At 73.2% G+C, this 24,927-nt stretch carries 22 protein-coding genes, 1 tRNA gene and 1 pseudogene; 14 read left to right on the top strand and 10 right to left on the bottom strand.

Annotated elements, in window-relative coordinates; translation table 11 throughout:
- The first annotated feature begins 107 nt into the window (after positions 1–107).
- Complete coding sequence (locus H6H00_RS25390) at positions 108–1,580, top strand: flavin-containing monooxygenase (protein WP_185718188.1); 1,473 nt, start codon at positions 108–110, stop codon at positions 1,578–1,580.
- 19 nt (positions 1,581–1,599) lie between these two features.
- On the top strand, positions 1,600–2,415 hold the full coding sequence (locus H6H00_RS25385; protein ID WP_185718187.1) for an alpha/beta fold hydrolase: 816 nt from the start codon (positions 1,600–1,602) through the stop codon (positions 2,413–2,415).
- A 123-nt stretch (positions 2,416–2,538) separates the two neighbouring features.
- On the opposite strand, the gene H6H00_RS25380 is transcribed toward H6H00_RS25385, so the two are convergent.
- Positions 2,539–3,711, bottom strand: coding sequence for an NADH:flavin oxidoreductase/NADH oxidase (locus tag H6H00_RS25380; protein ID WP_185718186.1), 1,173 nt, complete (start codon positions 3,709–3,711; stop codon positions 2,539–2,541).
- Between the two features lie 299 nt (positions 3,712–4,010).
- Here H6H00_RS25380 and H6H00_RS25375 point away from each other — a divergent pair, with 299 nt between their 5' ends.
- The 10 genes from H6H00_RS25375 (at position 4,011) to H6H00_RS25330 (ending at position 12,013) form a co-directional block, all read left to right on the top strand.
- Positions 4,011–4,910, top strand: a complete 900-nt coding sequence (locus H6H00_RS25375; protein WP_185718185.1) for a ParA family protein — start codon at positions 4,011–4,013, stop codon at positions 4,908–4,910.
- A gap of 2 nt (positions 4,911–4,912) precedes the next feature.
- Positions 4,913–5,698: a segregation and condensation protein A gene (locus H6H00_RS25370; RefSeq protein ID WP_185722772.1), complete on the top strand. Its 786-nt coding sequence runs from the start codon at positions 4,913–4,915 to the stop codon at positions 5,696–5,698.
- Positions 5,686–6,264, top strand: a complete 579-nt coding sequence (gene scpB / locus H6H00_RS25365; RefSeq protein WP_185718184.1) for an SMC-Scp complex subunit ScpB — start codon at positions 5,686–5,688, stop codon at positions 6,262–6,264. The genes H6H00_RS25370 and scpB overlap by 13 nt, the downstream gene beginning before the upstream one ends.
- Before the next feature lie 38 nt (positions 6,265–6,302).
- Positions 6,303–7,052 (top strand): pseudouridine synthase, encoded by a 750-nt coding sequence (locus H6H00_RS25360; protein ID WP_185718183.1) that lies wholly within the window; start codon positions 6,303–6,305, stop codon positions 7,050–7,052.
- Between the two features lie 153 nt (positions 7,053–7,205).
- The gene (gene cmk / locus H6H00_RS25355) at positions 7,206–7,880 is read left to right on the top strand and encodes a (d)CMP kinase (protein ID WP_185718182.1); all 675 of its coding nucleotides are present in this window, start codon (positions 7,206–7,208) and stop codon (positions 7,878–7,880) included.
- Complete coding sequence (locus H6H00_RS25350; protein ID WP_185718181.1) at positions 7,877–8,521, top strand: lysophospholipid acyltransferase family protein; 645 nt, start codon at positions 7,877–7,879, stop codon at positions 8,519–8,521. The genes cmk and H6H00_RS25350 overlap by 4 nt, the downstream gene beginning before the upstream one ends.
- Positions 8,518–9,954, top strand: coding sequence for a ribosome biogenesis GTPase Der (gene der, locus H6H00_RS25345; protein WP_185718180.1), 1,437 nt, complete (start codon positions 8,518–8,520; stop codon positions 9,952–9,954). The genes H6H00_RS25350 and der overlap by 4 nt, the downstream gene beginning before the upstream one ends.
- 20 nt (positions 9,955–9,974) lie before the next feature.
- On the top strand, positions 9,975–10,628 hold the full coding sequence (locus H6H00_RS25340; RefSeq protein ID WP_255425368.1) for a response regulator: 654 nt from the start codon (positions 9,975–9,977) through the stop codon (positions 10,626–10,628).
- The gene (locus tag H6H00_RS25335) at positions 10,628–11,803 is read left to right on the top strand and encodes a sensor histidine kinase (RefSeq protein WP_255425876.1); all 1,176 of its coding nucleotides are present in this window, start codon (positions 10,628–10,630) and stop codon (positions 11,801–11,803) included. Before H6H00_RS25340 ends, H6H00_RS25335 begins: the two co-directional genes overlap by 1 nt.
- A gap of 136 nt (positions 11,804–11,939) precedes the next feature.
- Positions 11,940–12,013: transfer RNA gene (locus H6H00_RS25330), tRNA-Pro, on the top strand.
- Between the two features lie 261 nt (positions 12,014–12,274).
- Here H6H00_RS25330 and H6H00_RS32505 read toward each other — a convergent pair.
- Positions 12,275–12,370: pseudogene (locus tag H6H00_RS32505) on the bottom strand (integrase); the annotation flags it as partial.
- A 209-nt stretch (positions 12,371–12,579) separates the two neighbouring features.
- On the opposite strand from H6H00_RS32505, the gene H6H00_RS32500 reads away from it, so the two are divergent.
- Entirely contained in the window at positions 12,580–12,747 is a 168-nt protein-coding gene (locus tag H6H00_RS32500) for an ATP-binding cassette domain-containing protein (protein ID WP_255425367.1), read from the top strand.
- 129 nt (positions 12,748–12,876) lie between these two features.
- On the opposite strand, the gene H6H00_RS25315 is transcribed toward H6H00_RS32500, so the two are convergent.
- The 7 genes from H6H00_RS25315 to H6H00_RS25285 all read right to left on the bottom strand — a co-directional run bounded on the left by H6H00_RS25315 (position 12,877) and on the right by H6H00_RS25285 (position 21,491).
- Entirely contained in the window at positions 12,877–14,082 is a 1,206-nt protein-coding gene (locus H6H00_RS25315; RefSeq protein ID WP_185718178.1) for an MFS transporter, read from the bottom strand.
- Positions 14,082–15,227, bottom strand: coding sequence for a vWA domain-containing protein (locus tag H6H00_RS25310; RefSeq protein ID WP_221775665.1), 1,146 nt, complete (start codon positions 15,225–15,227; stop codon positions 14,082–14,084). Before H6H00_RS25310 ends, H6H00_RS25315 begins: the two co-directional genes overlap by 1 nt.
- Entirely contained in the window at positions 15,224–16,087 is an 864-nt protein-coding gene (locus H6H00_RS25305) for an AAA family ATPase (RefSeq protein ID WP_185718177.1), read from the bottom strand. The genes H6H00_RS25310 and H6H00_RS25305 overlap by 4 nt, the downstream gene beginning before the upstream one ends.
- Before the next feature lie 76 nt (positions 16,088–16,163).
- Positions 16,164–18,596 carry a xanthine dehydrogenase family protein molybdopterin-binding subunit gene (locus H6H00_RS25300; protein ID WP_185718176.1) on the bottom strand — a complete coding sequence of 811 codons (2,433 nt, stop codon included), beginning with the start codon at positions 18,594–18,596 and terminating at the stop codon, positions 16,164–16,166.
- A 3-nt stretch (positions 18,597–18,599) separates the two neighbouring features.
- Positions 18,600–19,250 (bottom strand): (2Fe-2S)-binding protein, encoded by a 651-nt coding sequence (locus tag H6H00_RS25295; protein WP_185718175.1) that lies wholly within the window; start codon positions 19,248–19,250, stop codon positions 18,600–18,602.
- A complete protein-coding gene (locus H6H00_RS25290) occupies positions 19,247–20,134 on the bottom strand; it encodes an FAD binding domain-containing protein (protein ID WP_185718174.1) in 888 nt (295 codons plus the stop codon). The genes H6H00_RS25295 and H6H00_RS25290 overlap by 4 nt, the downstream gene beginning before the upstream one ends.
- A gap of 163 nt (positions 20,135–20,297) precedes the next feature.
- Complete coding sequence (locus tag H6H00_RS25285) at positions 20,298–21,491, bottom strand: FAD binding domain-containing protein (protein ID WP_185718173.1); 1,194 nt, start codon at positions 21,489–21,491, stop codon at positions 20,298–20,300.
- Between the two features lie 120 nt (positions 21,492–21,611).
- Here H6H00_RS25285 and H6H00_RS25280 point away from each other — a divergent pair, with 120 nt between their 5' ends.
- Positions 21,612–23,531: a helix-turn-helix domain-containing protein gene (locus H6H00_RS25280; RefSeq protein ID WP_185718172.1), complete on the top strand. Its 1,920-nt coding sequence runs from the start codon at positions 21,612–21,614 to the stop codon at positions 23,529–23,531.
- On the opposite strand, the gene H6H00_RS25275 is transcribed toward H6H00_RS25280, so the two are convergent.
- Positions 23,436–24,710, bottom strand: a complete 1,275-nt coding sequence (locus H6H00_RS25275; protein WP_185718171.1) for a type I glyceraldehyde-3-phosphate dehydrogenase — start codon at positions 24,708–24,710, stop codon at positions 23,436–23,438. The two genes, H6H00_RS25280 and H6H00_RS25275, sit on opposite strands and share 96 nt — an antisense overlap.
- Positions 24,711–24,927 lie beyond the last annotated feature (217 nt).

Below are 24,927 nucleotides of genomic sequence, written 5' to 3'. Positions count from 1 at the left end.
GCGTCACGGGTCAAGGACGGAACCGTCCGAAGTTCGGACACGACCGGTCCCGGGACCCGTCCTAGCGTCGGGGGACGCCGTCACCGCCGACGCAGGGAGATCCGCCCATGACACGCACCGACAACGAACACCTCGACGTCCTGATCGTCGGGGCCGGGGTGTCCGGCATCGGCGCCGCCCACCACCTCCGCGACCGGTTCCCGGACCGCAGCTTCGCGATCCTGGAGGCGCAGGACGCCCGCGGGGGGACCTGGTGGACCCACCAGTTCCCGGGCGCGCGCTCCGACAGCGACCTGTTCACCTACGGCTACCGCCACAAGCCGTGGGTCGGGCCGTCGATCGCCGCGGGCGGGGCCATCCTCGACTACCTCGACGAGGTCATCGAGGAGGACGACCTGGCCGGTCGCATCCGCTACCACCACCGCGTCACCGCGCTGTCGTGGTCGTCGCAGGAGCACCGCTGGACCGCCGAGGTCACCCGCACCGACACCGACGAGCGGCTCACCGTCACCGCGTCGTTCCTGTGGATGTGCCAGGGCTACTACAACCACGACGAGCCCTACACCCCCGAGTGGCCCGGCACCGAGCGGTACGCCGGCACGATCGTCCACCCGCAGGCCTGGCCGGCCGACCTCGACCACACCGGACGGCGCGTGCTCGTCATCGGGTCGGGGGCGACGGCGGCGACGCTCGTCCCGGCACTGGCCAAGTCGGCCGACCACGTGACGATGCTGCAGCGCTCGCCGTCGTACTGGTTCCCGTCGCCGAAGGTCCACGAGCTCGCGACGATGCTCGAGCCGCTGCAGCTCCCGCCGGACTGGACCCACGAGATCCTGCGCCGCCAGTACACCCAGCAGCTCGACTGGCTGGCCGCCGTCGGGCACGAGGACCCGGACCAGCTGCACACGTTCCTGATGGACGCGATCACCCCGCTGCTGCCCGAGGGCACCGACATCGAGAAGCACTTCACCCCGCGCTACCGCCCGTGGCAGCAGCGCATCGCGATCGTCCCCGACGGCGACCTGTTCGAGGCCATGCGCGACGGCCGGGCCTCGGTCGTCACCGACACGATCGACGAGTTCACGGAGACGGGCGTGCGGGTCTCCTCGGGCGAGGTGCTCGAGGCCGACGTCGTCGTCACCGCGACGGGGTTCGACCTGTCGGTGTTCGGCGACATCCCGTTCTCCGTCGACGGCGAGCCCGTCGACTTCTCGCAGCGGGTCACCTGGCACGGGATGATGATCAGCGGCGTCCCGAACATGGCGTACGCCTTCGGCTACTTCCGGCACAGCTGGACCCTGCGCGTCGACCTCGTCAACGACGTCGTCGCCCGGATCGTCGAGCGCATGGGGGAGCGGGGCGCGTCGATGGTCGTGCCCGAGCTGCGGCCGGAGGACGCCGACATGCCGCTGCGCGAGTGGTCGGACCCGGAGAACTTCAACCCCAACTACGTGCTGCGCTCGCAGGAGCGGATGTTCAAGCAGGGCGACCGCGAGCCGTGGACCCACATGCAGGAGTACGCGCACGACCGCACCGCACTCCCCGCCGCCGACATCGACGACGGCCTCCAGTACCGCTGATCCCCGAAGGAGCAGATCCGTGCCGCAGATCCCCGTCCGCACCGGAGTCACCCTGAACTACGAGATCACCGGCAGCGGCGAACCGCTGCTGCTGGTGATGGGCACGTCCGGCGCCATCGCCCTGTGGGGCGAGATGATCGCGCGCCTGAGCGAGACGAACCAGGTCATCGCCTACGACAACCGCGGCCTCGGGGGGAGCGACCGCGGCTCCGGCCCGATCACCGTCGCCTCGCTCGCCGAGGACGCCTCCGCGCTGCTGGAGGCGCTCGAGGTGCCGCGCGCGCACGTGCTGGGCTGGTCGCTCGGCTCGGCGGTCGCGCAGGAGCTGGCGCTGGCCCATCCCGACCAGGTCGCGTCCGCGCTGCTCTACGCCACGTGGGGCCGGGCCGACGGCTTCCAGCGGTCGGTGCTCACCGCCCTGCGCCTGCCCTACGTCCACCGGGACATGGAGTCGGCGCTGGCCACGGCGGGCCTCGCGTTCTCCCCGCAGCTGCTCGACCACCCGGACTTCGCGCAGATGATCGAGCCGATGCTGCCGGCGTTCCCGCAGAACGAGGAGCAGATGCAGGTCACCGTCGAGCAGTGGGACGCCGACCTGGCGCACGACTCGCTCGACCGGCTCGGCGGGATCACCGCGCCCACGCTCGTCGTGGTGGGGGAGCAGGACCTGCTGACCCCGCCGTGGCAGGCGAAGAAGGTGGCCGACGCGATCCCGGGAGCGCAGTACGAGCTCGTCACGGGACCGGGGTCGAGCCACGGCCTGCACATCGAGCGGCCCGCGGACCTGGCGACGATCGTCACGGGGTTCCTCGGGAAGCTCGCGCACGCCCGCTGACCCCCACCCCGGCGAGTTTTCCGCAGACGCTCGGTGTGATGGCCGATCACGTACGCGCGGGGCGTACGTGATCGGCCAACTCGCCGGGTGGGGGTGGAGAACTCGCCGGGTGGGGTGGGTCGGTCAGGCGACCTCGTCGAGGCCCTCCGGCTCCACCGGGACCGCGGGCCAGCCGATGCTGGGGTCGTGGCCGCGGAAGTTCTGCAGCCACCAGCCCCAGTCCTCGGGCACCAGCTCGAACGGGTCCTTGTGGCCCAGCTCGCGCGCGGCCCACACCGGCCAGTGCGGGTTGGCCAGGGCGGGCCGCCCGAGGAGCACCAGGTCGATCTTCTCGTCGCGGATCGCCCGGTCGGCGTTCTGCGGCACGCCCAGGTTCCAGCTGACGGTGACCGGGATGTCGATCTCGCGCCGGACCTGCGCGCCGCGCTCCACCCAGGCGCTGACGTCGCCGAAGAACGGGTCGCGCATGTCGTCGGTGTTGCCGCCGAAGGACAGGTCGGCCATGTCGGCGCCGTGCTCCTTGAGCCAGCCGACGACCTCGACCGAGTCCTCCCACTGCACGCCGTCGGGGTGGTAGTCGTCGGCGCCGAGGCGGAAGGTCAGGGGGAGGTGCTCGGGCCAGACCTCGCGTACGGCGTCCATCGCCTCGATGAGGAACCGCGCCCGGTTCTCCTTGCTGCCGCCGTACCGGTCGGTGCGCCTGTTGGCCAGCGGCGAGTAGAAGCTCGCGGCGAGGTAGCCGTGGGCGAAGTGCATCTCCAGCCACTCGTAGCCGGCCTCCAGCGCCCGCGTCGCGGCCGCGGCGTACTTCCGGTGGATCTCCGCGATCTCCTCGACGGTCAGCGCGTGCACCGGGTAGGGCCGCTTGCCGAACCCGTACGGGACGTCCGACGGGCCGACGACCTGCCAGCCCTCCGGGTGGTCGGGGGGCAGCTGCTGGCCGAGGTCCCCGCCGACCCACGGCTTGAGCTCGCTGCCGTTGCGGCCGGTGTGCCCGAGCTGGATGCCGGCCACACCGCCCATGTTCTTGATCATCGCCGCGACGCGGGCGTGCCCCTCGATCTGCGCGTCGTCGTAGATCCCCGCGCAGTGCGGGGTGGTGCGGCCCTCGGGGGCGATCGCCACCTGCTCGGGGAAGATCAGCCCGAACCCGCCCGCGGCGCGGGCGCCCAGGTACATCAGGTGGAAGTCGTCCATCCTCCCGTCGGTGGAGCGGTACATCGTCATCGGCGACATGGCGATGCGGTTGCGCAGGGTGACGCCCTTGAGGGTGTACGGGCTGAAGAGGTCGGGCATGGGGGAGGCCTCCGGTGACGCGTCGGGTTCGGACGTCAGTCAACTCCTCCGTTGAGGCGCGGCGGTGACCGTGCTGTTGCGAGTGCGGGGCCGGTGCCTCACCGGACCGCCCGGGCGGGTGTGAGCCGGGGCCCGCGCGTCACCGGGGCGCCATCACCCGGTAACGTCCCGTCCCCGTCGGCTCTGATCAGCCGAAAGACGGCGGCGACACGGCGGGGCGCGTTGCCGCTCGTCATCGGTGCCTCCTAGTCTGCGCGGAACGGCCCCCACGGGCCGCCCCGTCACAGAGCGGAGCCCGCATGGACACGCCGCGGCCCTTCGTCCCCCGCCCGGAGCCGCACTACGAGGACGAGCCGGACACGGGGTCCGTGCCACCCGACCTCGGGGGGAGACATCGCTTGACCGCGCCCGAACCGGCACCGCTGACCCAGCACGGCCCGGCCCGCATCATCGCCGTGGCCAACCAGAAGGGCGGCGTCGGCAAGACGACGTCCACGATCAACCTGGGTGCCGCGCTCGCCGAGTACGGCCGCAGGGTCCTGCTCGTCGACTTCGACCCGCAGGGCGCGCTGTCGATCGGCCTCGGGGTGCAGGCCCACGAGCTCGACACCACGGTCTACAACCTGCTGATGGAGCGCGGCGTCGAGGTCGACGACGTGATCAAGCAGACCGGGGTCGAGGGCCTCGACCTGCTGCCCAGCAACATCGACCTGTCGGCGGCGGAGGTCCAGCTCGTCACCGAGGTCGGCCGCGAGCAGGCGCTCGGCCGCGCGATCAAGCCGGTGCTCGACCGCTACGACATCATCCTCATCGACTGCCAGCCCTCGCTCGGCCTGCTCACGATCAACGCGCTGGCCTGCGCCGACGAGATCCTCATCCCGCTCGCCTGCGAGTTCTTCTCGCTGCGCGGCGTCGCGCTGCTGATGGACACCATCGAGAAGGTCCAGGACCGCCTCAACCCCGACCTGAAGATCCTCGGGATACTCGCCACCATGTTCGACCCCCGCACGCTGCACACCCGCGAGGTGCGCCAGCGCGTGATCGAGGCGTTCGGCGAGCTGGTGTTCGAGGCCACGATCAACCGGACGGTCCGCTTCCCGGAGACCACCGTCGCCGGCGAGCCGATCACGACGTGGGCGCCGGTCTCCAACGGGGCGATGGCGTACCGGATGCTGGCGCGCGAGGTCATCGCCCGGTGACGTTGCTCAGCGACGACGAGGCGGTGCCGGCCGCGGGGGCGGATCCGGCGGGCCCGCAGCGCTTCACCGTGCGCCTGCACAACTTCGAGGGCCCGTTCGACCTGCTGCTGCAGCTCATCGGCAAGCACGAGCTCGACATCACCGAGATGGCGCTGCACCGCGTCACCGACGACTTCATCGCGCACCTCAAGCTCCTCGGCGACGACGCCGACCTCGACGAGACCACCGAGTTCCTCGTCATCGCCGCCACCCTGCTCGACCTCAAGGCCGCGCGGCTGCTGCCCGACGCCGAGGTCGAGGACGCCGAGGACCTCGCGCTGCTGGAGGCCCGGGACCTGCTCTTCGCCCGGCTGCTGCAGTACCGGGCCTACAAGCAGGTGGCCTCGCTGTTCGTGGAGCTGGAGGCGGGGGCGGCGCGCCGGTTCCCGCGCTCGGTCGCGCTGGAGGAGCGCTTCGCGGCACTGCTGCCCGAGGTGCTGCTCGGCGTCGACGCGGCGACGTTCGCCGACCTCGCCGCGAGCGTGTTCCGGCCCAAGCCGCCGCCCGAGGGGCCCGGGCTCGGCCACCTGCACCAGCACGAGGTGTCGGTGCCGGAGCACGTCGCGCTGCTGCGGGAGCGCCTGGCCGAGCTGGGCGTCGCCTCCTTCGCGACGCTGACGGCCGACTGCGTCGCCCCGATCGAGGTCGTCGCCCGGTTCCTCGCGGTGCTCGACCTGTTCCGCAGCGCCGTCGTCGAGCTGGACCAGCCCGAGCCGTTCGGGGAGCTGACGGTGCGATGGACGCCCTAGAGGACGCCGCGGAGCAGCTCACCCTGTTCGCCGACGCCGAGCTCGACGGCGCGCTGGAGGCCCTGCTGCTCGTCGTCGACGCCCCGACGGAGGCCGAGTCGCTCGCGCTGGCGCTGGACCAGCCCGTCGCGCGGGTGCGGTCCGCGCTGGTGCGCCTGTCCCGCGCCTACACCGAGGACGGGCGCGGCATCGACCTGCGCCACGTCGGCGGCGGGTGGCGGTTCTACACCCGCGAGACCTACGCGCCCTACGTCGAGCGGCTGCTGCTCGACGGGCAGCGCGCCAAGCTCACCCGGGCCGCGCTGGAGACCCTCGCGGTGATCGCCTACCGGCAGCCGGTGACCCGTGCGCGGGTCTCCGCGGTGCGCGGCGTCAACTGCGACGGGGTGCTGCGTACCCTGGTGTCCCGCGGGCTGGTGCAGGAAGCCGGTATCGACGGCGCGACGCAGGGCACCCTGTTCCGCACCACCGAGATGTTCCTGGAGCGCCTGGGGCTGTCCTCCGTGGAGGACCTGCCCCCGCTGGCTCCGCTGCTGCCCGATGTGGACTCGATCGACGACATGTGAGAAGTAGGACCGTGAACACCAGCGAAGACCGTGACGGCGTGCGACTGCAGAAGGTGCTGGCCCAGGCCGGCGTGGCGTCGCGGCGGGCGTCGGAGGAGCTGATCGCGCAGGGCCGCGTCAGCGTCGACGGCGAGGTCGTCCGGGAGCAGGGCCGCCGGATCGACCCCGACACCGCGGTCGTGCACGTCGACGGCTCGCGGATCGTGCTCAGCGACGACATGGTCTACCTCGCGCTGAACAAGCCGCGCGGGCTGCTCTCGTCGATGTCCGACGACCTGGGCCGCCCCAGCGTCGGCGACCTCATCGTCGAGCGCGGGATCATGGAGGAGCACTTCACCGGCGCCCCGCGCAGCCGGCTCTTCCACGTCGGCCGCCTCGACGCCGAGACCGAGGGGCTGCTGCTGCTCATGAACGACGGCGACCTCGGCCACCGGCTGATGCACCCGTCCTACGAGGTGCAGAAGACCTACGTCGCCGAGGTGATGGGGCAGCTGCCGCGCGACCTGGGCAAGCGCCTGCGCGCCGGCGTCGACCTCGACGACGGGCCGGTCGTCGTCGACTCGTTCAAGCTCGTCGACTCCACCCCCGGCCGGTCCATGGTGGAGCTGAAGATCCACGAGGGGCGCAAGCACGTGGTGCGCCGGCTGCTCGACGAGGTCGGCTTCCCGGTGCAGCGGCTGGTCCGCACGGCCGTCGGCGACGTGCAGCTGGGCGACCAGCGGCCGGGGCGGTTCCGCCCGCTCAACCGCAACGAGATCGGCTCGCTGTACCGGTCCGTGGGGCTGTAGCGCCCGCTGACGTCGCCCGATCCGCCGCACGGCATGATGGGGGAGGCCCCCCGTCCGGTGGGTCGCAGGCCGTGATGCGGCGAGCAGGGGGCCGCGTGGCCCCCGGATGAGGGGTCGGGCGTGGTGGCGGGCAGGTTGCACGGGGTCGTCGCGATGGACGGGCCGTCCGGCACCGGGAAGTCCACCGTCGCCAGACGGCTGGCGCGCGAGTGCGCGGTGCCCTACCTCGACACGGGCGCGATGTACCGGGCCGCGACGCTCGCGGTGCTCCGCGCGGGGCTCGACGCCGGCAGCTCCGACCACGACGTCGTGCTGGCCGCGGCGCAGGCGCGGATCGAGTCGGGGACCGACCCGGCGGCGCCGCGGATCCTGCTCTCCGGAGAGGACGTCGAGTCCGAGATCCGCGGGCCCGAGGTGACCGGGCTGGTCAGCGCGGTGTCGGCGCACCCGGAGATCCGGGAGCTGATCGTCGGGCGCCAGCGCGAGCTGATCGCGTCCGCGGTCGCGGCCGACGGCGGGATGGTGGTGGAGGGCCGCGACATCGGCACCGTCGTCGCCCCCGACGCCGCGCTCAAGGTCTACCTCACCGCGTCCGACGAGATCCGCGCCGCCCGCCGGGGCGCGCAGGACCGCAAGGCGGGCCGCGGGGCCGACGCCGCCACGGTGCTCGCGGCCGTGCGCCGCCGCGACCACCTCGACACGACCCGCCCCGTCTCGCCGCTGACCGCCGCCGCCGACGCCGTCGTCCTGGACACCGACCACCTGAGCGTGGACGCCGTGCTCGACGAGCTGCGCAGGCTGGTGGGGGAGCGGGGCCTGGTGCGGTGAAGGGGACCCAACTCCCCGCAGGATCCTGGCCGTGGTTCCACGACCTGGCCCGCTGGGTCGGGACGTGGCTGTTCACGCCCCTCTACCGGGTGCGGGTGCACCACGCCGAGCGGTTGCCGGGCACCGGCCCGGTGGTGCTCGTCGCCAACCACAGCGCGTTCGTCGACGGACCGCTGCTGTTCGGACTGGTCGGGCGCCGCGCGGTGTTCCTGGTCAAGCAGGAGATGTTCGACGGCCCGCTCGGGCGGGCCCTGCCGAGGATCGGTCAGCTGGGCGTGCGCCGCGGGGCGCCCGACCGGCGACCGCTGACGGCCGCGGTGGCGGTGTTGCGCGAGGGCGGGCTCGTCGGGGTGTTCCCCGAGGGCACCCGCGGCGAGGGCGACATGGCCGCCGCGCAGCACGGCGCGGCCTGGTTGGCGCGCACGTCCGGGGCGGTGGTGCTGCCGGTGGTCTGCCGGGGCACGCGCCGCCCGGCCGGCTCCGGTCGCCGCTTCCGCCCCCGGGTGGACGTGCTGGTCGGCGATCCGCTGGACCTCCCCGCAGGTGGCGGGCGCGCGGGACTCGCCGCCGCCACCGAGACCGTCCGGGCCGCGCTGGCCGGGATGGTCCGAGAACTCGATGCCCTACGGAGCAGCACATGAGCGAGTACGACGAGGACACCCTCACCGAGATGGGCCGGCTGGGTCTGGACCCGTCCGAGTTCACCGACGCCGATCTCGCCGACGGCGGGGACGGCGAGCCCGAGGGGCTGGTCCCGGCCCCGGTGCTGGCCGTGGTCGGGCGCCCCAACGTCGGGAAGTCGACGCTGGTCAACCGGCTCCTCGGCCGGCGCGAGGCCGTCGTCCAGGACATCCCGGGCGTCACCCGCGACCGCATCGCCTACGACGCGCTGTGGAACGGCCGCCGCTTCACCCTCGTCGACACGGGCGGGTGGGAGCCCGACGCCAAGGGCCTGCAGGCCTCGGTCGCCGCGCAGGCGGAGATGGCGATGCAGACCGCCGACGCGGTGCTGCTCGTCGTCGACGCCTCGGTGGGGGCCACCACCACGGACGAGGCCGTCGCGCGGGTGCTGCGCCGCGGCGACGTCCCGGTGATGCTGTGCGCCACCAAGGTCGACGACGACCGCCTCACCTCCGACATCGCGTCGCTGTGGCGGCTCGGGCTCGGCGAGCCGCACCCGGTCTCCGGCCTGCACGGGCGCGGCTCGGGCGACCTGCTCGACCGGATCCTCGACATCCTCCCGGAGAGCCCCCGCGACCTGGGGTTCGGCGCCCCGGGCGGGCCGCGCCGCGTCGCGCTGGTCGGCAAGCCGAACGTGGGCAAGTCGAGCCTGCTCAACCGGGTGTCCGGCGAGATCCGGTCGGTCGTGCACGAGGTCGCGGGCACCACGGTCGACCCCGTCGACTCCCTGGTCGAGCTCGACGGCGAGGTGTGGCGCTTCGTCGACACCGCGGGGCTGCGCAAGCGCGTCAACACCGCGAGCGGCATGGAGTACTACGCCAGCCTGCGCACCAAGGCCGCGATCGAGGCCGCCGAGGTGGCCGTCGTGCTGATCGACGCGGGCGAGCCGATCGCCGAGCAGGACCAGCGCGTGATCACGATGGTCGAGGAGGCCGGGCGCGCGCTCGTGCTGGTGTTCAACAAGTGGGACCTCGTCGACGAGGACCGGCGGCTGGCGATGAAGCGCGAGCTCGAACGCGACCTCGTGCGCGTGCGCTGGGCCGAGCGCGTCAACATCTCGGCGCTGACCGGGCGCTCGGTCACCAAGATCGCGCCGTCGCTGCGCACCGCGCTCGCGTCGTGGGACCGGCGCGTGCCGACCGGGCGGCTCAACGGGTGGCTCTCGGAGGTCGTCAACGCGACGCCGCCGCCGGTGCGCGCCGGCAAGCAGCCCAAGATCCTGTTCGCGACGCAGGCCGCCACCCGCCCTCCGACGTTCGTGCTCTTCACCAGCGGCTTCCTGGAGGCGGGCTACCGGCGCTTCCTGGAGCGGCGGCTGCGCGAGGAGTTCGAGTTCACCGGTTCACCGATCCGGATGTCGATCCGGGTGCGGGAGAAGCGCTCGCGCAAGTAGCCCGCACTAGGCTCGCCCGCGTGAACCGGGGGGAGCACGACGGGTCGCCGGTGCGCGTGGTGCTGGCCGACGACGAGCCGCTGATGCGCGCGGGCCTGCGCACGGTGCTGGAGGTCGGCGGCAGCGTGCGCGTCGTCGGGGAGGCCGACGACGGTCGCGCGCTGCTGGAGCAGGTCGACCGCCACCGGCCCGACGTGGTGCTCGTCGACGTCCAGATGCCCGGCTCCGGCGGGCTCGACGTGCTGCGGACGCTCTGCGCGCGCCCCGACGCCCCACCGGCCGCCGTGCTCACCACGTTCGACCTCGACGACTACGTGACCGAGGCGCTGCGGATCGGGGTCCAGGGGTTCCTGCTCAAGGACGCCGAACCCGACGCGCTGGTGCGCGCGGTGCTCGACCTCGCCGCCGGCGGTGCGGTGCTCGACCCCCGCATCACCGCGCGCCTGCTGCCGCGGCTCGCCGGGGGCACGCCGGCCCGGCCGCCCGTCGAGCTGACCCTGCGGGAGCAGCAGGTGCTCGGCGGCCTCTCGGCGGGGGAGTCGAACGCGGCCATCGGGGCCCGGCTGGGCCTGGCGCCCGCGACGGTCAAGAAGTACGTCTCGGCGCTGCTGGTGAAGCTGGGCGCCGACAACCGGGTCCAGGCGGCGCTGCTGGCGCAGGGATGGGGGCTCTAGTGCGGCGGGCGCGGCTCGTCGGGACCGAACTGCTGGTCGTCGCGCTCACCGCGGTCGTCGCGGTGCTGGGGGAGCCGGCGTTCTCCTGGTCGGTGCCCGCGGCGCTGCTGGGGTGCGCGCTGCTGCCGCTGCGGCACGTGTGGCCGCCGCTGGCGGTGGTCGGGGTGCTGGCCGGGCTGGCGGGCGGCCTGGGCTGGCCGCCCGCGCTCGTCGCCCTGTACCGGCTGGGCCGCCACCACCGCTCCGTGCCCGTGCTGGTGGCGTGGTTGGTGCTGCCCGTCGTCGCCGCGGTGGCCCCGGTCTTCGCCACCCAGGACCTGCGGTGGAACCAGGGCGTGCTCGTCGTCGGGTACGTGGTGGTCAACGCGGCCGCGGCCACCGTCGTCGGGATGCTGGTGGGGACGCGCGCCCGGCTCGTCGAGTCCCTGGCCGAGCTGGCCCGCGCCCGGGACTCCGCGCTCGCCGCCCGCGCCGACGCCGCGCGCGCCGAGGAGCGGGCCCGGATCGGGCGCGAGATCCACGACGCCGTCGGGCACCACATCACGCTGATCGCGGTCGGGGCCGCCGCGCTCGCGGCGTCGACGCGGGAGGAGGGCACGCGCCGGGCCGCCGAGGAGCTGCGCGCGCTGGCGAAGCGCTCGCTCGGGGAGGTCCGGGCGGCGCTCGGGCTGGCGAGCGGCCCGCTCGTCGCGGCCGACGCGGGGTCCTCCGACGTGGCGGCGCTGGTGGCGCAGTGGCGCGACGCCGGTCTGGCCGTCGAGCTGGTGGACGACCGGAGCACGGCCGGGCTGCGCCCCGCGCTCGAGCGGGCGGCGTACCGGGTCGTGCAGGAGTCGCTGACCAACGCCGCGCGCCACGCCCCCGGCTCGGCGGTCCGCGTCGAGATCGGCTGCGCGCAGGAGGCGCTGTCGGTGCGGGTCGACAACACGAGGTCCGCGGAGCCGCGCGACGTCGTCGGCCGCGGCGGGGCAGGCCTGACCGGCCTGGCCGAGCGCGTCGGCGCCGTCGGGGGTCGGATCACCGCCGGCCCGCGCCCCGACGGCGGGTTCGCGGTCGCGGCCCGGTTCCCGCTGGAGCCCGCCCCCGCCGGCTGGTTACCGACGGGTACCCACCAAAGTCGCCCGGGCAGGGCGACCGAGGGCGGTGGTGGTGGACGGCCCGAGACCGCAGGATGATCGTGTCGCAGGTGCCGGGAAACCGGTGCCGGCGGCCAGCAGGTGCGGCGACCAGGTGTTGGGGGGAGCCACGACCGGCCGAACGAGGACGACGATCCGGCGTGTTGTAGGCTGATCGAGCCTCTTCGGGGGCGGCCGGGACGTGGCGCAGCTTGGTAGCGCACTTGACTGGGGGTCAAGGGGTCGCAGGTTCAAATCCTGTCGTCCCGACGGTCGAAACGGGCGGTTCCTCTCGACGGGGAACCGCCCGTTTCGTATTGCTGACCAGCGCGAACGCCTCCGGCTCGCCCGCGGGTCAGTCGCAGTGATGATCACGCCCATGATCTGCAGGGCTCGCAGCTGGGGACCATGTGGGGGCCGCGGAGCCCGCAGGAAGGCCGTGAGCGAGTCGCCGGCCGCCGCGATCGACGCCGTGTCCGGGTGCAGGTAGCGCTGGGTCATGGTCAGCGACCGGTGGCCGGCGATCTTCCGGGGAACGTGCACCGGCACGCCGGCGTCGGCCATCCAGGTGAGCCCGGTGTGGCGCAGCGCGTGCCGGCGCAGGTGCTCGAACCCGAGCGCGGCCACGACCTCGCCCCAGTGCGTGGCGTCGCGCAGCACGGCGGCGGTGGTGATCCGTCCGCCCGCGGGGGCCGGTGAACAGGCGGGCGTCCGCCCTGCCGCCGGTCGCGATGATCCGTTGCCGAACGAGTTCACGCGCCCGCTTGCCCTTGGTGCCCTTGTCGGCCAGGCCGCCCGGCGACGGGGCGGTCTGCCGGCGGACGGTCCATGGGCACATGTCGGTGGTGCTGGTCGGCCTGGACGAGAGCTACGCCCGTCGCTACCCCCATGAGCTCTCGGGCGGCCGGCAACAGCGGATCGCGCTGGCCCGCACTCTCGCCCCGCGGGCCGGCGTGGTGCTGCTGGACGAACGAACCGTTCTCGCTGGACGCCGATCTGCGTGACACGACCCGGCGAGCGGTGGCCGGCGCGCTCAGTGCCGCGGGTGTGACCACGATCCTCGTCACCCACGACCGGGCGGAGGCGCTACGAGCCCACCGGACGCGGGCGGCCGCAGCACCACAGCTGGGTGATCAGGGCCGGGCGTGCCGCACCGAGCGCCCGGCCGCCACGGCCAGCAGCGCGGCCAGCCCCGCGTAGACCGTGAGGACCACCGGCGGTGACGCGTACTGAGTGGCCACGCCCAGCCCCAGCACCGGCAGGGTGAGCCCGAGGTAGGCGATCAGGAACAGCCCGGCCACGGCCTCGGCCCGGTTCTCCGGAGCGGCGCCGGACGCGACGACGCGTACCGCGCCGGCGAACATGAGCCCGGCTCCGGCACCGACGGCGACCTCACCGGCCAGGAACAGCGGCAGCGACGGCCACCACGCGGCGGCCACCACGACCGCCAGCCCGACGGGGACGGCCGCGGCACCCAGCAGGCCCGCCCACCGTCCCGACGGGTCCCGCACCAACGCCTGGACGACCGCGGCGGTGCCGAACGTGGCCGTCGTCGAGAGACCGCCGAGGGTGTGCGACGTGGAGCCGAGCGTCGCCCCGACGAACGCGGAACCGAGGGCGGCGAACAACCCGAAGAGGGCGAAGGCCACGAACGCCGCCACCGCGGCCGCGGCGAACTCCCGCCGCAGCTCGGGGGGTACGGCGGCGCGCTGGGGCCGGTACGGGGGCCGCGGGTCGGGTCGGCGGACCGTCTCGGGCACCAGCGCCAGCAGCGCCGCCGCGACCAGCAGCGCCACCAGGTGCACCAGGTAGGGCAGGTGCAACGGCCACGGCGCGAGGTCGGCCAGCACCCCCGCGACGAGCGGCCCGAGGCCGAGCCCGCCCAGATTGGCGGCGGTGCCGACCACCGCCGCCCGCCGGCCACCGCGGCCCGGCCGGGCGGCGGCGTCCAGCTCGGCCAGGGCGGCCACCCCGGTGGAGGTGACCATCCCGACCGCGACGCCGGAGAGCAGCCGCGCCACGATCAGCCCCGGCAGCTCCGGCGAGACGATGAACACCACCGCCGACACCGCCGCGGTGACCAGCGCGGCGAGCAGCATCCGGCGCCGGCCCAGCTGGTCGGACAGGTGCCCGACCAGGAACAGGCTGCCGAGCGCACCCACCGCGTAGGCGGCGAACACGATCGTGACGGTGATGGAGGAGAACCCGTAGGCCTGCTGGTAGAGCGGGTAGAGCGGGGACGGCGCGGTGCCCAGCGACATCACCGTGGTGAAGGCGGCGGCGACGATCCAGAAGCCCGCGGCGCTGCGCCGCAGGTCGAGTACCGGTCGCTCGAGCACTAGGCCACCCTGCGACGGGTCAGCGCCGTGCACATCGCCTCGAAGCTCACGAGGTTGTGCCCGGCGAGGAAGACGTCGACGTGCGGCAGCGCGGCCGCCATCCCCCGCTGCAGCGGCCGGTAGCGCGGATCGCCCTTGAGCGGGTTGAGCCAGACCACCCGGTGCGCGCGGCGGGAGAGGTCCCGCATCGCCGAGCCGAGCGTCTCGGGGTCGTCGCGGTCGAGCCCGTCGGAGCACATGACGACCATCGCGCCGCGGACCGCGGCGTGCCCGCCGAAGCGGTCGACGAGGTCGCGCACCGCGGTGCCGAGCAGCGTGCCGCCGTCCCAGTCGTCGACCTCCCGGCCGATGCGGCGCAGCGCGGCGTCGACCGACGTGCGGCGCAGCGACTCGGTGATCCGCGTGAGCTGGACGCCGACGGTGAAGACCTCGACGCGGTGCCCGGCGTGCAGCATGGCGTGGCCGAAGCGCAGCAGCGCCAGCGCGTAGGGACCCATCGAACCGGACACGTCGATCACCAGCGTGAGGGGGCGCTCGCGGGAGGGCACGCGGCGGCGCGGCAGCCGCATCGGCTCGCCGTCGGTGCGCAGCGACGCGCGCAACAGCCCGCGGACGTCCAGGTGCGGCCCGGTCGGGGCGGGGCGGCGGCGCCGACCGCGGCGGCGCGGGAGCTCGGGGCGAAGGTCGCGGATCAGGGCGGCGGCCCGGCGGCGTTCGTCGGCGTCCATGTGCGCGAAGGACTTGTTCTTGAGCAGCCGGATGTCGCTCGGCACGACCCTGGCCTCGTCGGCCTCCTGCTCCGGCTCGCCGGGCTGCGCGGTCGGGGTGCCGGGGGCGCCGGCCTCCCGGTCCACCGCCACCAGCGGCACGTCGCGCGGCGGCGCCGGCAGGCCGTGGTCGTCCTCCGCCGGTGGACCGAAGAACTCCGCGAACGCGGCCGTGTAGATCGGGTACTGCTCGCGCTGGTTGGCCAGGACCACGCGGCCGGCCCAGTAGAGCTCGCGCAGGCCGACCCGCTCGAGCAGGTGCAGCGACGCGTAGAACGCCGTGGTCTGCTCGGGGCCGATCGCCAGGCCGCGGCTGCGCAGCAGCGCGACGAACTCGACGCAGGTTCGCCCGGTGACCTCGATGGGCTCGGCGCTCACGGGGTCGAGGGAACCACGAGGTCGATCTTCTCGGTCACCAGCTGCTGGTCGTCGACGTCCTTGACCAACGCGCTGAGGGTGGCGGCGGCGATCTCCGGGGAGAGCGTCGCGACCCCGACCATGTGCAGCGCACCGGCCCAGTCGATCGACTCCCCCACGCCGGGCGAGTTGCCCAGCCCGAGGCCGCGGATCCGGTGTACGGCCGCCGCCACCTGCCGGGCCAGCGCCTCGGGGACCTCGGGCGCGCGCACCCGCAGGATCTCGAACTCGCGCTCGGCGTCGGGGTGCGACACCCAGTGGTAGAGGCAGCGCCGGCGCAGCGCGTTGTGCAGGTCGCGGGTGCGGTTGGACGTGAGCACCACCAGCGGCGGCGACGGTGCCACGATGCGCCCGACCTCGGGGATGGTCACCGCGAAGTCCGACAGCAGCTCGAGCAGGAACGCCTCGAACTCGTCGTCGGCGCGGTCGAGCTCGTCGATGAGCAGCACGGCCCGGTCGCCTGCCTCGAGCGCCTCGAGCAGCGGCCGGGAGAGCAGGTAGTCACGGGTGAAGACGTCGGCCGTCTTCGCGTCCTCCGACCCGCGCACGGCGAGCAGCTGCCGGCCGTAGTGCCAGTCGTAGAGCGCCTGGCTGGTGTCGATGCCCTCGTAGCACTGCAGCCGGATCAGGTCGCGGCCCAGCAGCTGGGCCAGCGCCTTGGCGATCTCGGTCTTGCCCACGCCGTTCTCGCCCTCGAGGAGCAGCGGGCGGTTCAGACCCAGCGCGAGGTGGGTCGCCATCGACAGGGCGTCGTCGGCGAGGTAGCCGACCTCACCGAGCCGCTCGCGCAGCTCGGTGGGCGAGGTGAACGGGTGCGCCATGGGTGATCCTCACTTGGTTCGACCCGACCCCGGACGGGAAGGGGGTCCGTCCGGGGCCGGGTCGCGATCGGTGTGCTCAGGCGCGCGCGATGGCGTCCTGCACGGTGGCCACGATCTCCGACGGCTTCACCGGGAGCTCGCGGACGCGCATGCCGTACTCCCGCAGGGCGTCGTCGATGGCCGCGGACACCACCGACGGGGTGACCATGCGGCCGCCCTCGCCGCCGCCCTTGATGCCGTACTCGGTGAACGGCGACGGGGTCTCGACGTGCCCGATCCGGAACGGCGGGACCTCGTTGGCGGTCGGGACGAGGTAGTCCAGGAACGTGGAGGACTTGAACTGCCCCTCCTCGTCGTAGGCCAGCTCCTCGTACAGCGTGGAGCCCAGCCCCTGCGCCGCGCCGCCCGTGACGTGCCCGCCCAGGCTCTTCGGGTTCACCACGGTGCCCGCGTCGTGCACCGCGACGTAGTCGAGGAAGCTGGTCCGCCCGGTGTCCGGGTCGACCTCCATGACCGCGATGTGGCACGCGTGGCCCATGATCGGGTAGAAGACGCCCAGGTCCGTGCGGTCCGCCGAGGGCAGCGTCGTGTACGGGTGGTCGTAGGTGTAGCTCTCCTCCAGCCCGCTCTGCATGCCCGGAGGGAGGTTGAGCGCGAAGAAGTAGGCCGACGCGGCCAGCTCGGGCAGGCCCAGCGACTTCTCCGGCGCGCCCTTGACCTGGACGCGCGCGTCGACGAGCTCCAGGTCCTCCGGCGACACCTCCAGCGAGTGCGCCGCGATGTCGATGAGCTTCTTCTGCAGCTTGCGCGCCGCGCCGCGGACCGCGCCCGCGACCATGACCGTGTAGCGGCTCCCGCCCGGACCGGTGCCGGGCAGGGCCCGCGCCGTGTCGGCGTAGCTGACGTTCACCGACGACGGCTCGACGCCGAACTCCTCGGCCACGATCGTCGTGCTGACCGTCTCGGGGCTGTTGCCCCACATGGCCTGGCAGTGCAGCAGGAGCTGGAACTGCCCGGTCGGGTCGATCGTGATCGTCGCGCTCTCGGGGCTCGACGTGATCGGGAAGGCCGGCTCGTCGAACCAGAACCAGAACTCGGTGGAGGAGAAGACCGAGCGCTCCTGGGTGGTGGCCAGGCCGATCCCGATGTAGCGGCCCTCCTCCTCGCGCAGGCGCACCTTCTCCTTGCGCCAGTGCTCGAGGTCGATCATCCCGAGGGCCGTGTCCAGCACCTTCGGGTAGTTGCCGCTGTCGTACAGGTTCCCGCCGGGGATCTTGTACGGGAACTGGTCGGGCTGGATGAAGTTGCGTCGCCGGATCTCCTCCGGGAGCAGCCCCAGCTCCTCGGCCGCCTTGTCGATCAGCCGCTCCAGCACCCAGTTGTGCACCTCGGAGCCGAACCCGCGGTAGGCGCCCTGCTGGCACTTGTTGGTCAGCGCCGCGCGCAGCCGGTACTTCAGGTCGCGGAACGTGTACGGCCCCACGGCCTGGGAGAACGCGTTGCCGTGCGTGCCGACGCCGAACTGCAGGTAGGCGCCGTAGTCGTCGACGACGTCGATGTCGAGGCCGGTGATGATGCCCTCGGTCGTGAAGCCCATCTTCGCGTCGTAGTAGCGGTCCGACGCGTGGTGGTCGGAGTTCATCAGGTGGTCGAGTCGGTCCTCGACGTAGGACACCGGGCGGCCGGTGCGCAGCGCTAGGAAGCCGGTGAGCGTCGGCACCTTGTGCGCGGTGAACTTGCTGCCGAAGCTGCCGCCGGCGGGGACCGGCTGCATGGTCAGCTTGTTCGACGGGATCTGCAGCGCCGTCGCGACCAGGAACTGCAGGTAGCTGAAGTTCAGCGAGTTGCAGTGGATCTCCAGGACGCCGTTGAGACCGATCCGGGCGACCGCGCCGCTGGTCTCCATCGGCATACCGGCCGACCGGCCCCAGTGCAGCGTGTCCTCGACGATCAGGTCCGCGCGACCCAGCGCCTCGGAGATGTCGCCGAACTCGAACGTGCGCTCGTAGCCCAGGTTGCTGCCGTGCCCCTCGTGCAGCACGGCCGACTCCGGCTCCAGGGCCTTCATCGGGTCGGTGACCGCGGGGAGGTCCTCGAACTCGACGACGAGCGCCTCGACGCCGTCCTCGGCGATGTAGCGGTCCTCCGCGACGACGGCCGCGACGGCCTCGCCGACGTAGCGCACCTTGTCCACCGCGATCGGGTACTGCGGGATCGTCGGCGGCCCGAAGTTCATGCACGGGTTCATGTGCGCCTTGACGTCCTCACCGGTGAGGACGGCGATCACGCCGGGGATCTTCAGTGCCTCGGTCGCGTCGATCGAGACGATCTTCGCGTGCGGCACCGGGCTGCGCAGGATCGCGGCGTGCGTCAGCCCCTGCATCTTCAGGTCGGCGATGTAGCCGCCGCGCCCGACCAGCAGCCGTGGGTCCTCCACGCGCTTGCGGTCGGAGCCGATGTACTTGTACGCGGGCTTCTCGCCCGTCGTGTCGTCCGCCACAGCCGTCATGGCTCAGGCCTCCTTCGTGGTGCCGGCGGGCCCGTCGAAGCCGTCCGCCCGCTCGACATCGGTCACGGCGTCGGTCTCCGCCCCGGCGACGGCGGCGGTGCCGACCGCGCCCCCGGGGTGGCCGGTCGCGCACGTGCCGGAGCCGCCGCAACGGAGCTTCCGGCCGGCGTTCTGGACCGCGTTGATGATGTTCTGGTAGCCGGTGCAGCGGCACAGGATCCCGGAGATCTCGTTGCGCACCTCGTCGTCCGAGCGCTCCTGGCCGTCGGCCAGGATCTCCTTGGTGCGCAGCACCATCGCCGGCGTGCAGAACCCGCACTGCAGGCCCTGCTCCTCGGCGAACGCCTCCTGGATCGGGTGCAGGGCGTTCTGGTCCGCGGACAGGCTCTCCACGGTCTCGACCTCGTGGCCGACGGCCTGCACGGCGAGCATCAGGCAGGACCGCACGGAGCTGCCGTCGAGCAGCACGGTGCAGCAGCCGCACACGCCGTGCTCGCAGCCCAGGTGCACGCTGACCAGGTCGAGGTCGTCACGGAGGAAGTCGGCGAGCGTTTGGCGGGTGGGGACCTGGCGGGTGACCTCGCGGCCGTTGACGCGCAGGGTGACCGCGCGGGTGTCGGAGTCGTACTTGCTGTCGTTCTCGGTGGTCGTCACGACCCGTTCCTCTCGACGGCGGCGGCGTTCGCGACCGCGGCGGTGATCGCCCGCTTCACCACGGTGACGGCCAGGTGCCTGCGGTAGACGCCGGTGGCGTGCATGTCGTCGGCGGCGCTGACGGAGTCGCCGATGGCCGCGGCGGCCGCGGCGATGGCCTCGGTGGCGGTCGGCCCGCCGACCAGCGCGTCCTGCACGGCGGTGGCGCGGACGGGGGTGGCGGAGATGCCGCCGACGCCGACGGCGGCCGAGGCGACGTTCCCCTGCGCGTCGAGCGAGACGACGGCGGCCGCGGAGGCGAGGGCGAAGTCGCCCTGCCGGCGGGCGTGCTCCACGAACGCGGAGCCGGACGCGGCGGGTGTGACCGGGAAGCGGACCGCGACGACGAGCTCGTCGGGCGCGCAGCAGTTGGTCATGAAGCCCTCGAAGAAGTCGCGGGCGGGGACCTCGCGACGACCGGCGGTGCCCTGCACGACGATGGTGGCGTCGAGGGTGACCGCGGCGCACGGCAGCTCGGCGGCCGCGTCGGCGTGCGCGAGGCTGCCGCCGACCGTGCCGCGGTGGCGGTTCTCGATGTGGCCGATGTAGGGCACGACCAGGCCGAGCAGCGGGACGGCCGCGGCCACGGCCGGGTCGGTCTCCAGCACCGACTGCCGGACGCCGGCGCCGATCTCGAGGACGTCGCCGTCGCGGGTGATCTGCTGCAGATCGGTGACCCGGTTGATGTCGATGAGGACCTCGGGGTTGGCCAGCCGCATGTTGAGCATCGGCATCAGGCTCTGCCCACCGGCCAGGACCAGCGAGTCGTGGCCGTAGCGGCTCTTGAGCGCCACCGCCTCCTCGATCGAGTCGGGGTCGCAATACATGAACTTCGGAGGCTTCATCGCCCGTCCTGCCTGTCCGTGGAGGAGATCCTGGTGTTCCTGCCGGTCGCGGGAGCCGGCGGCCGCAGATTGAGGCCGACCCTACGCCGGCGTACCGGCCCTTCTGCTGTGTGGAGAAACAGTTGCCGTACATCCGGGTGTGGATCCACCCATCGAGTTGCGGTCACTGGTCCGGCCCGTAGAGGCCAAACCGCAGCGAGCGGTCCGCGGGGTCCGCCGTGCTGTCCACCTGGTACTTGCGGCCCATCTCACGCACCCGCTCCAGCAGGCTGCGCCCCAGCTCCAGGCGGCCGGGCTCCCACTTCGCCAGCGCCGCCGTGACGTCGCCGTCGGCGGAGCGCAGCGCATCGGCCAGGGCCCACGCGTCGGCCGCCGCCTTCGCCGTGCCGGCCGCGGCGTGCGGCCGCGCGGCGAACGCGGCGTCGCCCATGATCGCGACCCGGCCGAAGGCCATCCGCGGCACCTCGACGTCGAGCACCGGCTGGATGAACGGCTCGGCGGTCCGCGTCACGAGCTCGGCCGCGGCCGGGGGCAGCTGCTCCTGCGCGGCGGCGCGCAGTTCGGTGATGTAGCGGTCCTGGACCTGGCCCGGGTGCACCGACACGGGGGAGGGGAAGCCGCGCTTGTCGGTGAGCAGTTCGTCGAGCTGGGGACCCTCGGGCACGTTGCGGTACCAGACGTAGTTGAGCTCGCGCTCGCCCGCGGCCAGCGCGCCGCCCTTGCCCGGGATCGGGTACATGCAGATGTGCGTGTTCGGGGCGGTCGCGTAGGCCAGCGAGTCGCTGAGCAGCGCGTGCGTGGCCGCGCTCACCTCGGTCTCGGGCACCGTGCCGCGCCAGCCCACGTACCCGGAGTACTGCGGCACCACCTCGGGCAGCAGCCGGCGCCGGCCCGTGGACGAGATGCCGTCGACGAAGGCCACCAGGTCGGCGCGCTCCTCGCGGCCGCTGACGAACCGCAGGTCCACCCCGTCCGCGTCCTGGTCCAGGCCCGCGCAGTGCTCGCCGAGGTGGTAGTGGTCGGTGCCGAAGTCGGCCAGCAGCGCCTTGTACGTCGTCGTCCACGACGTGAACCGCCAGGTGCTCGGCTCGTCGAAGACGATCTCGTTCCCGGCGCCGATGTAGCGCAGGTGCGACGACCCGGTGCTCACCTTGTCGACGGCGCCGGTGCCCCCGTGCTCGCGGAACCAGCGCACGGTGTCGGGTTGCAGCACGATCCCCGCGCCGCGGCCGTCGAGCAGCTCGGGGGACCGCTCGAACACGTCCACCCGCATACCGAGCTCGCGCAGCACGAGCGCGGCGGTGAGCCCGCCCATCGAGCCGCCGACCACGATCACCCGTGGCTGGTCGTCGGTCATGGCACGTCCTCTCGGTCCTGTTCTGCCGAGCGTTCCCCACGTCGACGGTCCGGAGCACTGTGTCAACGGCCAGCCGATGCGAATTCTGCTGTGGCTCGACACAGTGGCATGCTGCCCGGCATGACGACGGAGACCCGCCACGACGAGGTCCGCCGCTGGCTGGCCGGGGTCGGCACCATCGCCGCGGCGGTGAACGCCCCGGTGGAGCTGCCCGCGCTGCTGGACCTGATCGCGGCCACCGCGTGCGAGCTCACCGGGTACGAGGCCGGCGGCGTGCTCCTGGCCGACGACGGCGAGCACGCGCTCTACATCTCCGGTGCGCACGGGCTCTCGGCCGAGTACGTCGCGCGGGTCAACGCCGAGCACACCATCAAGCTCGGCTCCGGGCCGCTGAGCGCGGGGCCCTCGAGCCGGGCGTTCCGCACGGCCGAGCCGGTCGCGATCTCCGACCTGTCCGAGGACCCGTCGTTCGCCCCGTGGGTGGCGGCCGCCCTCGAGTACGGCTACCGCGCGATCGTCGCCGTGCCGCTGCTGGTCGGCGGCAGGCCCGCGGGCACGCTGAACTGCTATCGCACCGGCGTGCACCCCTTCGGCACCGACGAGATCGACCTGCTCAAGACCCTCGCCAACCAGGCCGGCATCGCCCTGGAGACGGCCCGGCTGCGCGACCACGAACGCCGCACGATCGACGATCTCGAACTGCTCAACCGGTCGCTGACCGCGCAGCACCGGCTCCTGGAGCAGGCCGAGCAGATCCACCACGAGCTCACCGCCGTCGCGCTGCGGGCCGGCGGCGTGCAGGCCGTCGCGGACGCACTGGCCCGGCTGCTCGCCCGACCCGTCCTCGTGGCCGACCCCGCCGGTCAGCCGCTGGCCAACGCCCAGCACCGGGGCGTGCTGCTCGACCCGGCGCCGATCGCGGTCGCCGCGGCCGACGACGCGGCCGCGACGCTGCAGGACTCGCCCACCGACGACCTGATGACGGCCCCGGTCGTGCTCGGGGACGAGCTCGTCGCCCGGCTCTGGCTGCCCGGCCCGGTGGCGGACCTGGGCCAGCTCGACCGGCGCGCGGTGGAGCACGCCGCCGTCGTCTGCGCGCTGGAGCTGCTGCGCCAGCGCACCGCCCTCGAGGTCGAGTGGAGGCTGCGCGGCGACGTCCTCAGCGATCTGCTGGCCGGCGGCGCCTCGGCCGCGCTCGGCGCGCGGGCCGAGTCGCTCGGGCACGACCTCACCCGCCCGCACTCGGTGCTGGTGGTGAAGGCCGACCGCCCCGACGGACCGATGCACCGGATGGGCGGGCCGAGCGGTGTCCGGCGGCTGCTGGGCGTCGCTCAGGTCACCGCGGACGGTCCGGGACCGCGACCGCTCGTCACGAGCTGGGGTGACCACGTGGTGGTGCTGTGGCCGGAGGGCAGACCCGGGCCGCGGGCCGACGCCGTGGACGCGGCCGAGGCCATCCGGCAGGCCGCCCAGCGCGCGTTCGACGGCGCCACCGCGTCCGCCGTCGTGGGCCGCCGCTGCGCCGCGCTGTCCGACTACGCCTCCGCGTTCCGGATCGCCCGGGGCGCGCTCGAGCTCGCGCAGCTGCGCGGCGGACTCAACCGGACGTTCACGGTGCCCGACCTCGGCGTGTACGGGCTGCTGCTGCAGCTGGAGGACCCGCACGAACTCGTCCGCTTCGCCGACGGGGTGCTCGCGCCCCTGCGCCGCCACGACGACCACCGGGACATGGCACTGGTCGCCACCCTGCGCACCTACCTGGAGCAGGGCACGAGCACCAGCCGCACCGCGGCGGCGTTGTACGTGCACCCGAACACCGTCGGGTTGCGCCTGCGGCGCATCGAGGAGCTGATGGGGGTGCGACTGGCCGACCCGGAGGCCCTGTTGCAGGTCAAGGCGGCGTTCATGGCGGAGGACGTGACGGGATCCGCCTGGGGCTCCTCCTCACCCGCCCCCGATGGCGGGCCGCTGCCGGATACCGCACGAGCATCGGCGTCGGCAGCCGGCCGGGCGCGTGGCAAGCGAGGCAGGAAGACCTGAGGGAACCGGTTGGTGTAGGCGGCGTCGACGCTGCGCTGCAGGAGCGGATGGCGGTCGCGCCTGCCACCTGTGGGCTGCGGCTGATGGGATGAAGGAGCGGGGCCTCCGCTCCTCGTGACCCCCGGGCTCATGCAACGACACACCGGCATGTCCTGAGCGGCGACCAGGGCCAGGGCGATCACGACATGGGGATCTTGCGGGGCGCCGTTGGATGTCGTGGTGGGCCGGCGTCCTGTGCTGCGCCGGCGGCCGTCGTTGCCGCGATCGGTCGCTGGGGGACCGTTGGGGGACCGCTGTCTCTGCACCCGGGCGTGGCCACCTGCTCGTTCGGGTCCGCCTCAAACGTGCGTGACGTGATCGACGTGCGGAGATCGCCGACCCGCCGACCTGGGGGTCAAGGGGTCGCAGGTTCACATCCTGTCGTCCCGACGGTCGAAACGGGCGGTTCTCCTTCGTGGGGAACCGCCCGTTTCGTGCTGCTGACCTGCGGAAACGCCTCGTGGTGGCGAGAACGGTCCCAGGCCGGCAGGCGCCCGATCGGCTGCTGGTCGGGATGATGTTCACCGCGGCGGAGCGAGCGCGACGCAGGTCCTTGTGCGGACCGTCGAGCAGGTTCTGATCCGAGGTGTAGCTGTGGATGGTCGTGATCAGTCCCTCGTCGATGCCGAAGCAGCGGTGCAGCACCAGCGCCATCGGGGTGGCGCAGTTCGTCGTGCAGGAGGCGTTGGAGACGATCTGGTGCGCTGTCGCCTCGTACGTGTCCTCGTTGACCCCCATGACGATCGTCGCGTCGACGTCGGTCCCGGGCGAGGTCAGCACCACCTTCCGGGCTCCGGCCGTCAGGTGTGCGGCGGCCTGCGCCCGGGTGCGGAACCGCCCGGTAGCCTCGATCACGACGTCGACCCCTTCACCGGCCCAGTCCAGACGGGAGGGGTCCGGCTCCTGCAGCACCCGCACGGAGTGCAGGTCGTCCACGGTGAGGAACCCTCCGTCGAGATCGACGGTGTGCGGCCACCGGCCGTAGGTGGAGTCGTGGCGCAGCAGGTGGGCGATGGTCGCCGGTGGCGCCACGTCGTTGACCGCGACGACGTCGAACCCGGGTGCACCGCGTTCGATGACGCCGCGCAGGACGTCCCGGCCGATCCGGCCCATACCGTTGATCCCTACGCGGGTCCGCATGCGTGCTCCGATGTGTCGTCGTGCGGGTGTCGTCCTGAGGCCTGTCGCCGACCTCCCTGGTGCACGACCACGGATCGGAAGGCATCAGCCCGGGGGCCGAAGGGCCTGAACAGGGGACTCGGGCCGTCCGCCCCGAGCGGGGCAGGGCCCTCGGCCCTGACGGACGGATCGGTCCGGGGCGTTCACTGGCCTGATGAGCAGACCGGCTGTCGTGGAA

It is taken from the genome of Pseudonocardia petroleophila, from assembly GCF_014235185.1.
GTDB lineage: Bacteria > Actinomycetota > Actinomycetes > Mycobacteriales > Pseudonocardiaceae > Pseudonocardia > Pseudonocardia petroleophila.
This window is presented reverse-complemented; position numbering and strand designations above follow the sequence as displayed.

Bases quoted from the DNA above. Each gene is read 5' to 3' on its own strand.
- H6H00_RS25390 (WP_185718188.1), top strand. From the start codon at position 108: ATGACACGCACCGACAACGAACACCTCGACGTCCTGATCGTCGGGGCC.
- H6H00_RS25380 (WP_185718186.1), bottom strand. From the start codon at position 3,711: ATGCCCGACCTCTTCAGCCCGTACACCCTCAAGGGCGTCACCCTGCGC.
- H6H00_RS25375 (WP_185718185.1), top strand. From the start codon at position 4,011: ATGGACACGCCGCGGCCCTTCGTCCCCCGCCCGGAGCCGCACTACGAG.
- scpB (WP_185718184.1), top strand. From the start codon at position 5,686: ATGGACGCCCTAGAGGACGCCGCGGAGCAGCTCACCCTGTTCGCCGAC.
- cmk (WP_185718182.1), top strand. From the start codon at position 7,206: ATGGACGGGCCGTCCGGCACCGGGAAGTCCACCGTCGCCAGACGGCTG.
- der (WP_185718180.1), top strand. From the start codon at position 8,518: ATGAGCGAGTACGACGAGGACACCCTCACCGAGATGGGCCGGCTGGGT.
- H6H00_RS32500 (WP_255425367.1), top strand. From the start codon at position 12,580: ATGTCGGTGGTGCTGGTCGGCCTGGACGAGAGCTACGCCCGTCGCTAC.
- H6H00_RS25305 (WP_185718177.1), bottom strand. From the start codon at position 16,087: ATGGCGCACCCGTTCACCTCGCCCACCGAGCTGCGCGAGCGGCTCGGT.
- H6H00_RS25300 (WP_185718176.1), bottom strand. From the start codon at position 18,596: ATGACGGCTGTGGCGGACGACACGACGGGCGAGAAGCCCGCGTACAAG.
- H6H00_RS25290 (WP_185718174.1), bottom strand. From the start codon at position 20,134: ATGAAGCCTCCGAAGTTCATGTATTGCGACCCCGACTCGATCGAGGAG.
- H6H00_RS25285 (WP_185718173.1), bottom strand. From the start codon at position 21,491: ATGACCGACGACCAGCCACGGGTGATCGTGGTCGGCGGCTCGATGGGC.
- H6H00_RS25280 (WP_185718172.1), top strand. From the start codon at position 21,612: ATGACGACGGAGACCCGCCACGACGAGGTCCGCCGCTGGCTGGCCGGG.
- H6H00_RS25275 (WP_185718171.1), bottom strand. From the start codon at position 24,710: ATGCGGACCCGCGTAGGGATCAACGGTATGGGCCGGATCGGCCGGGAC.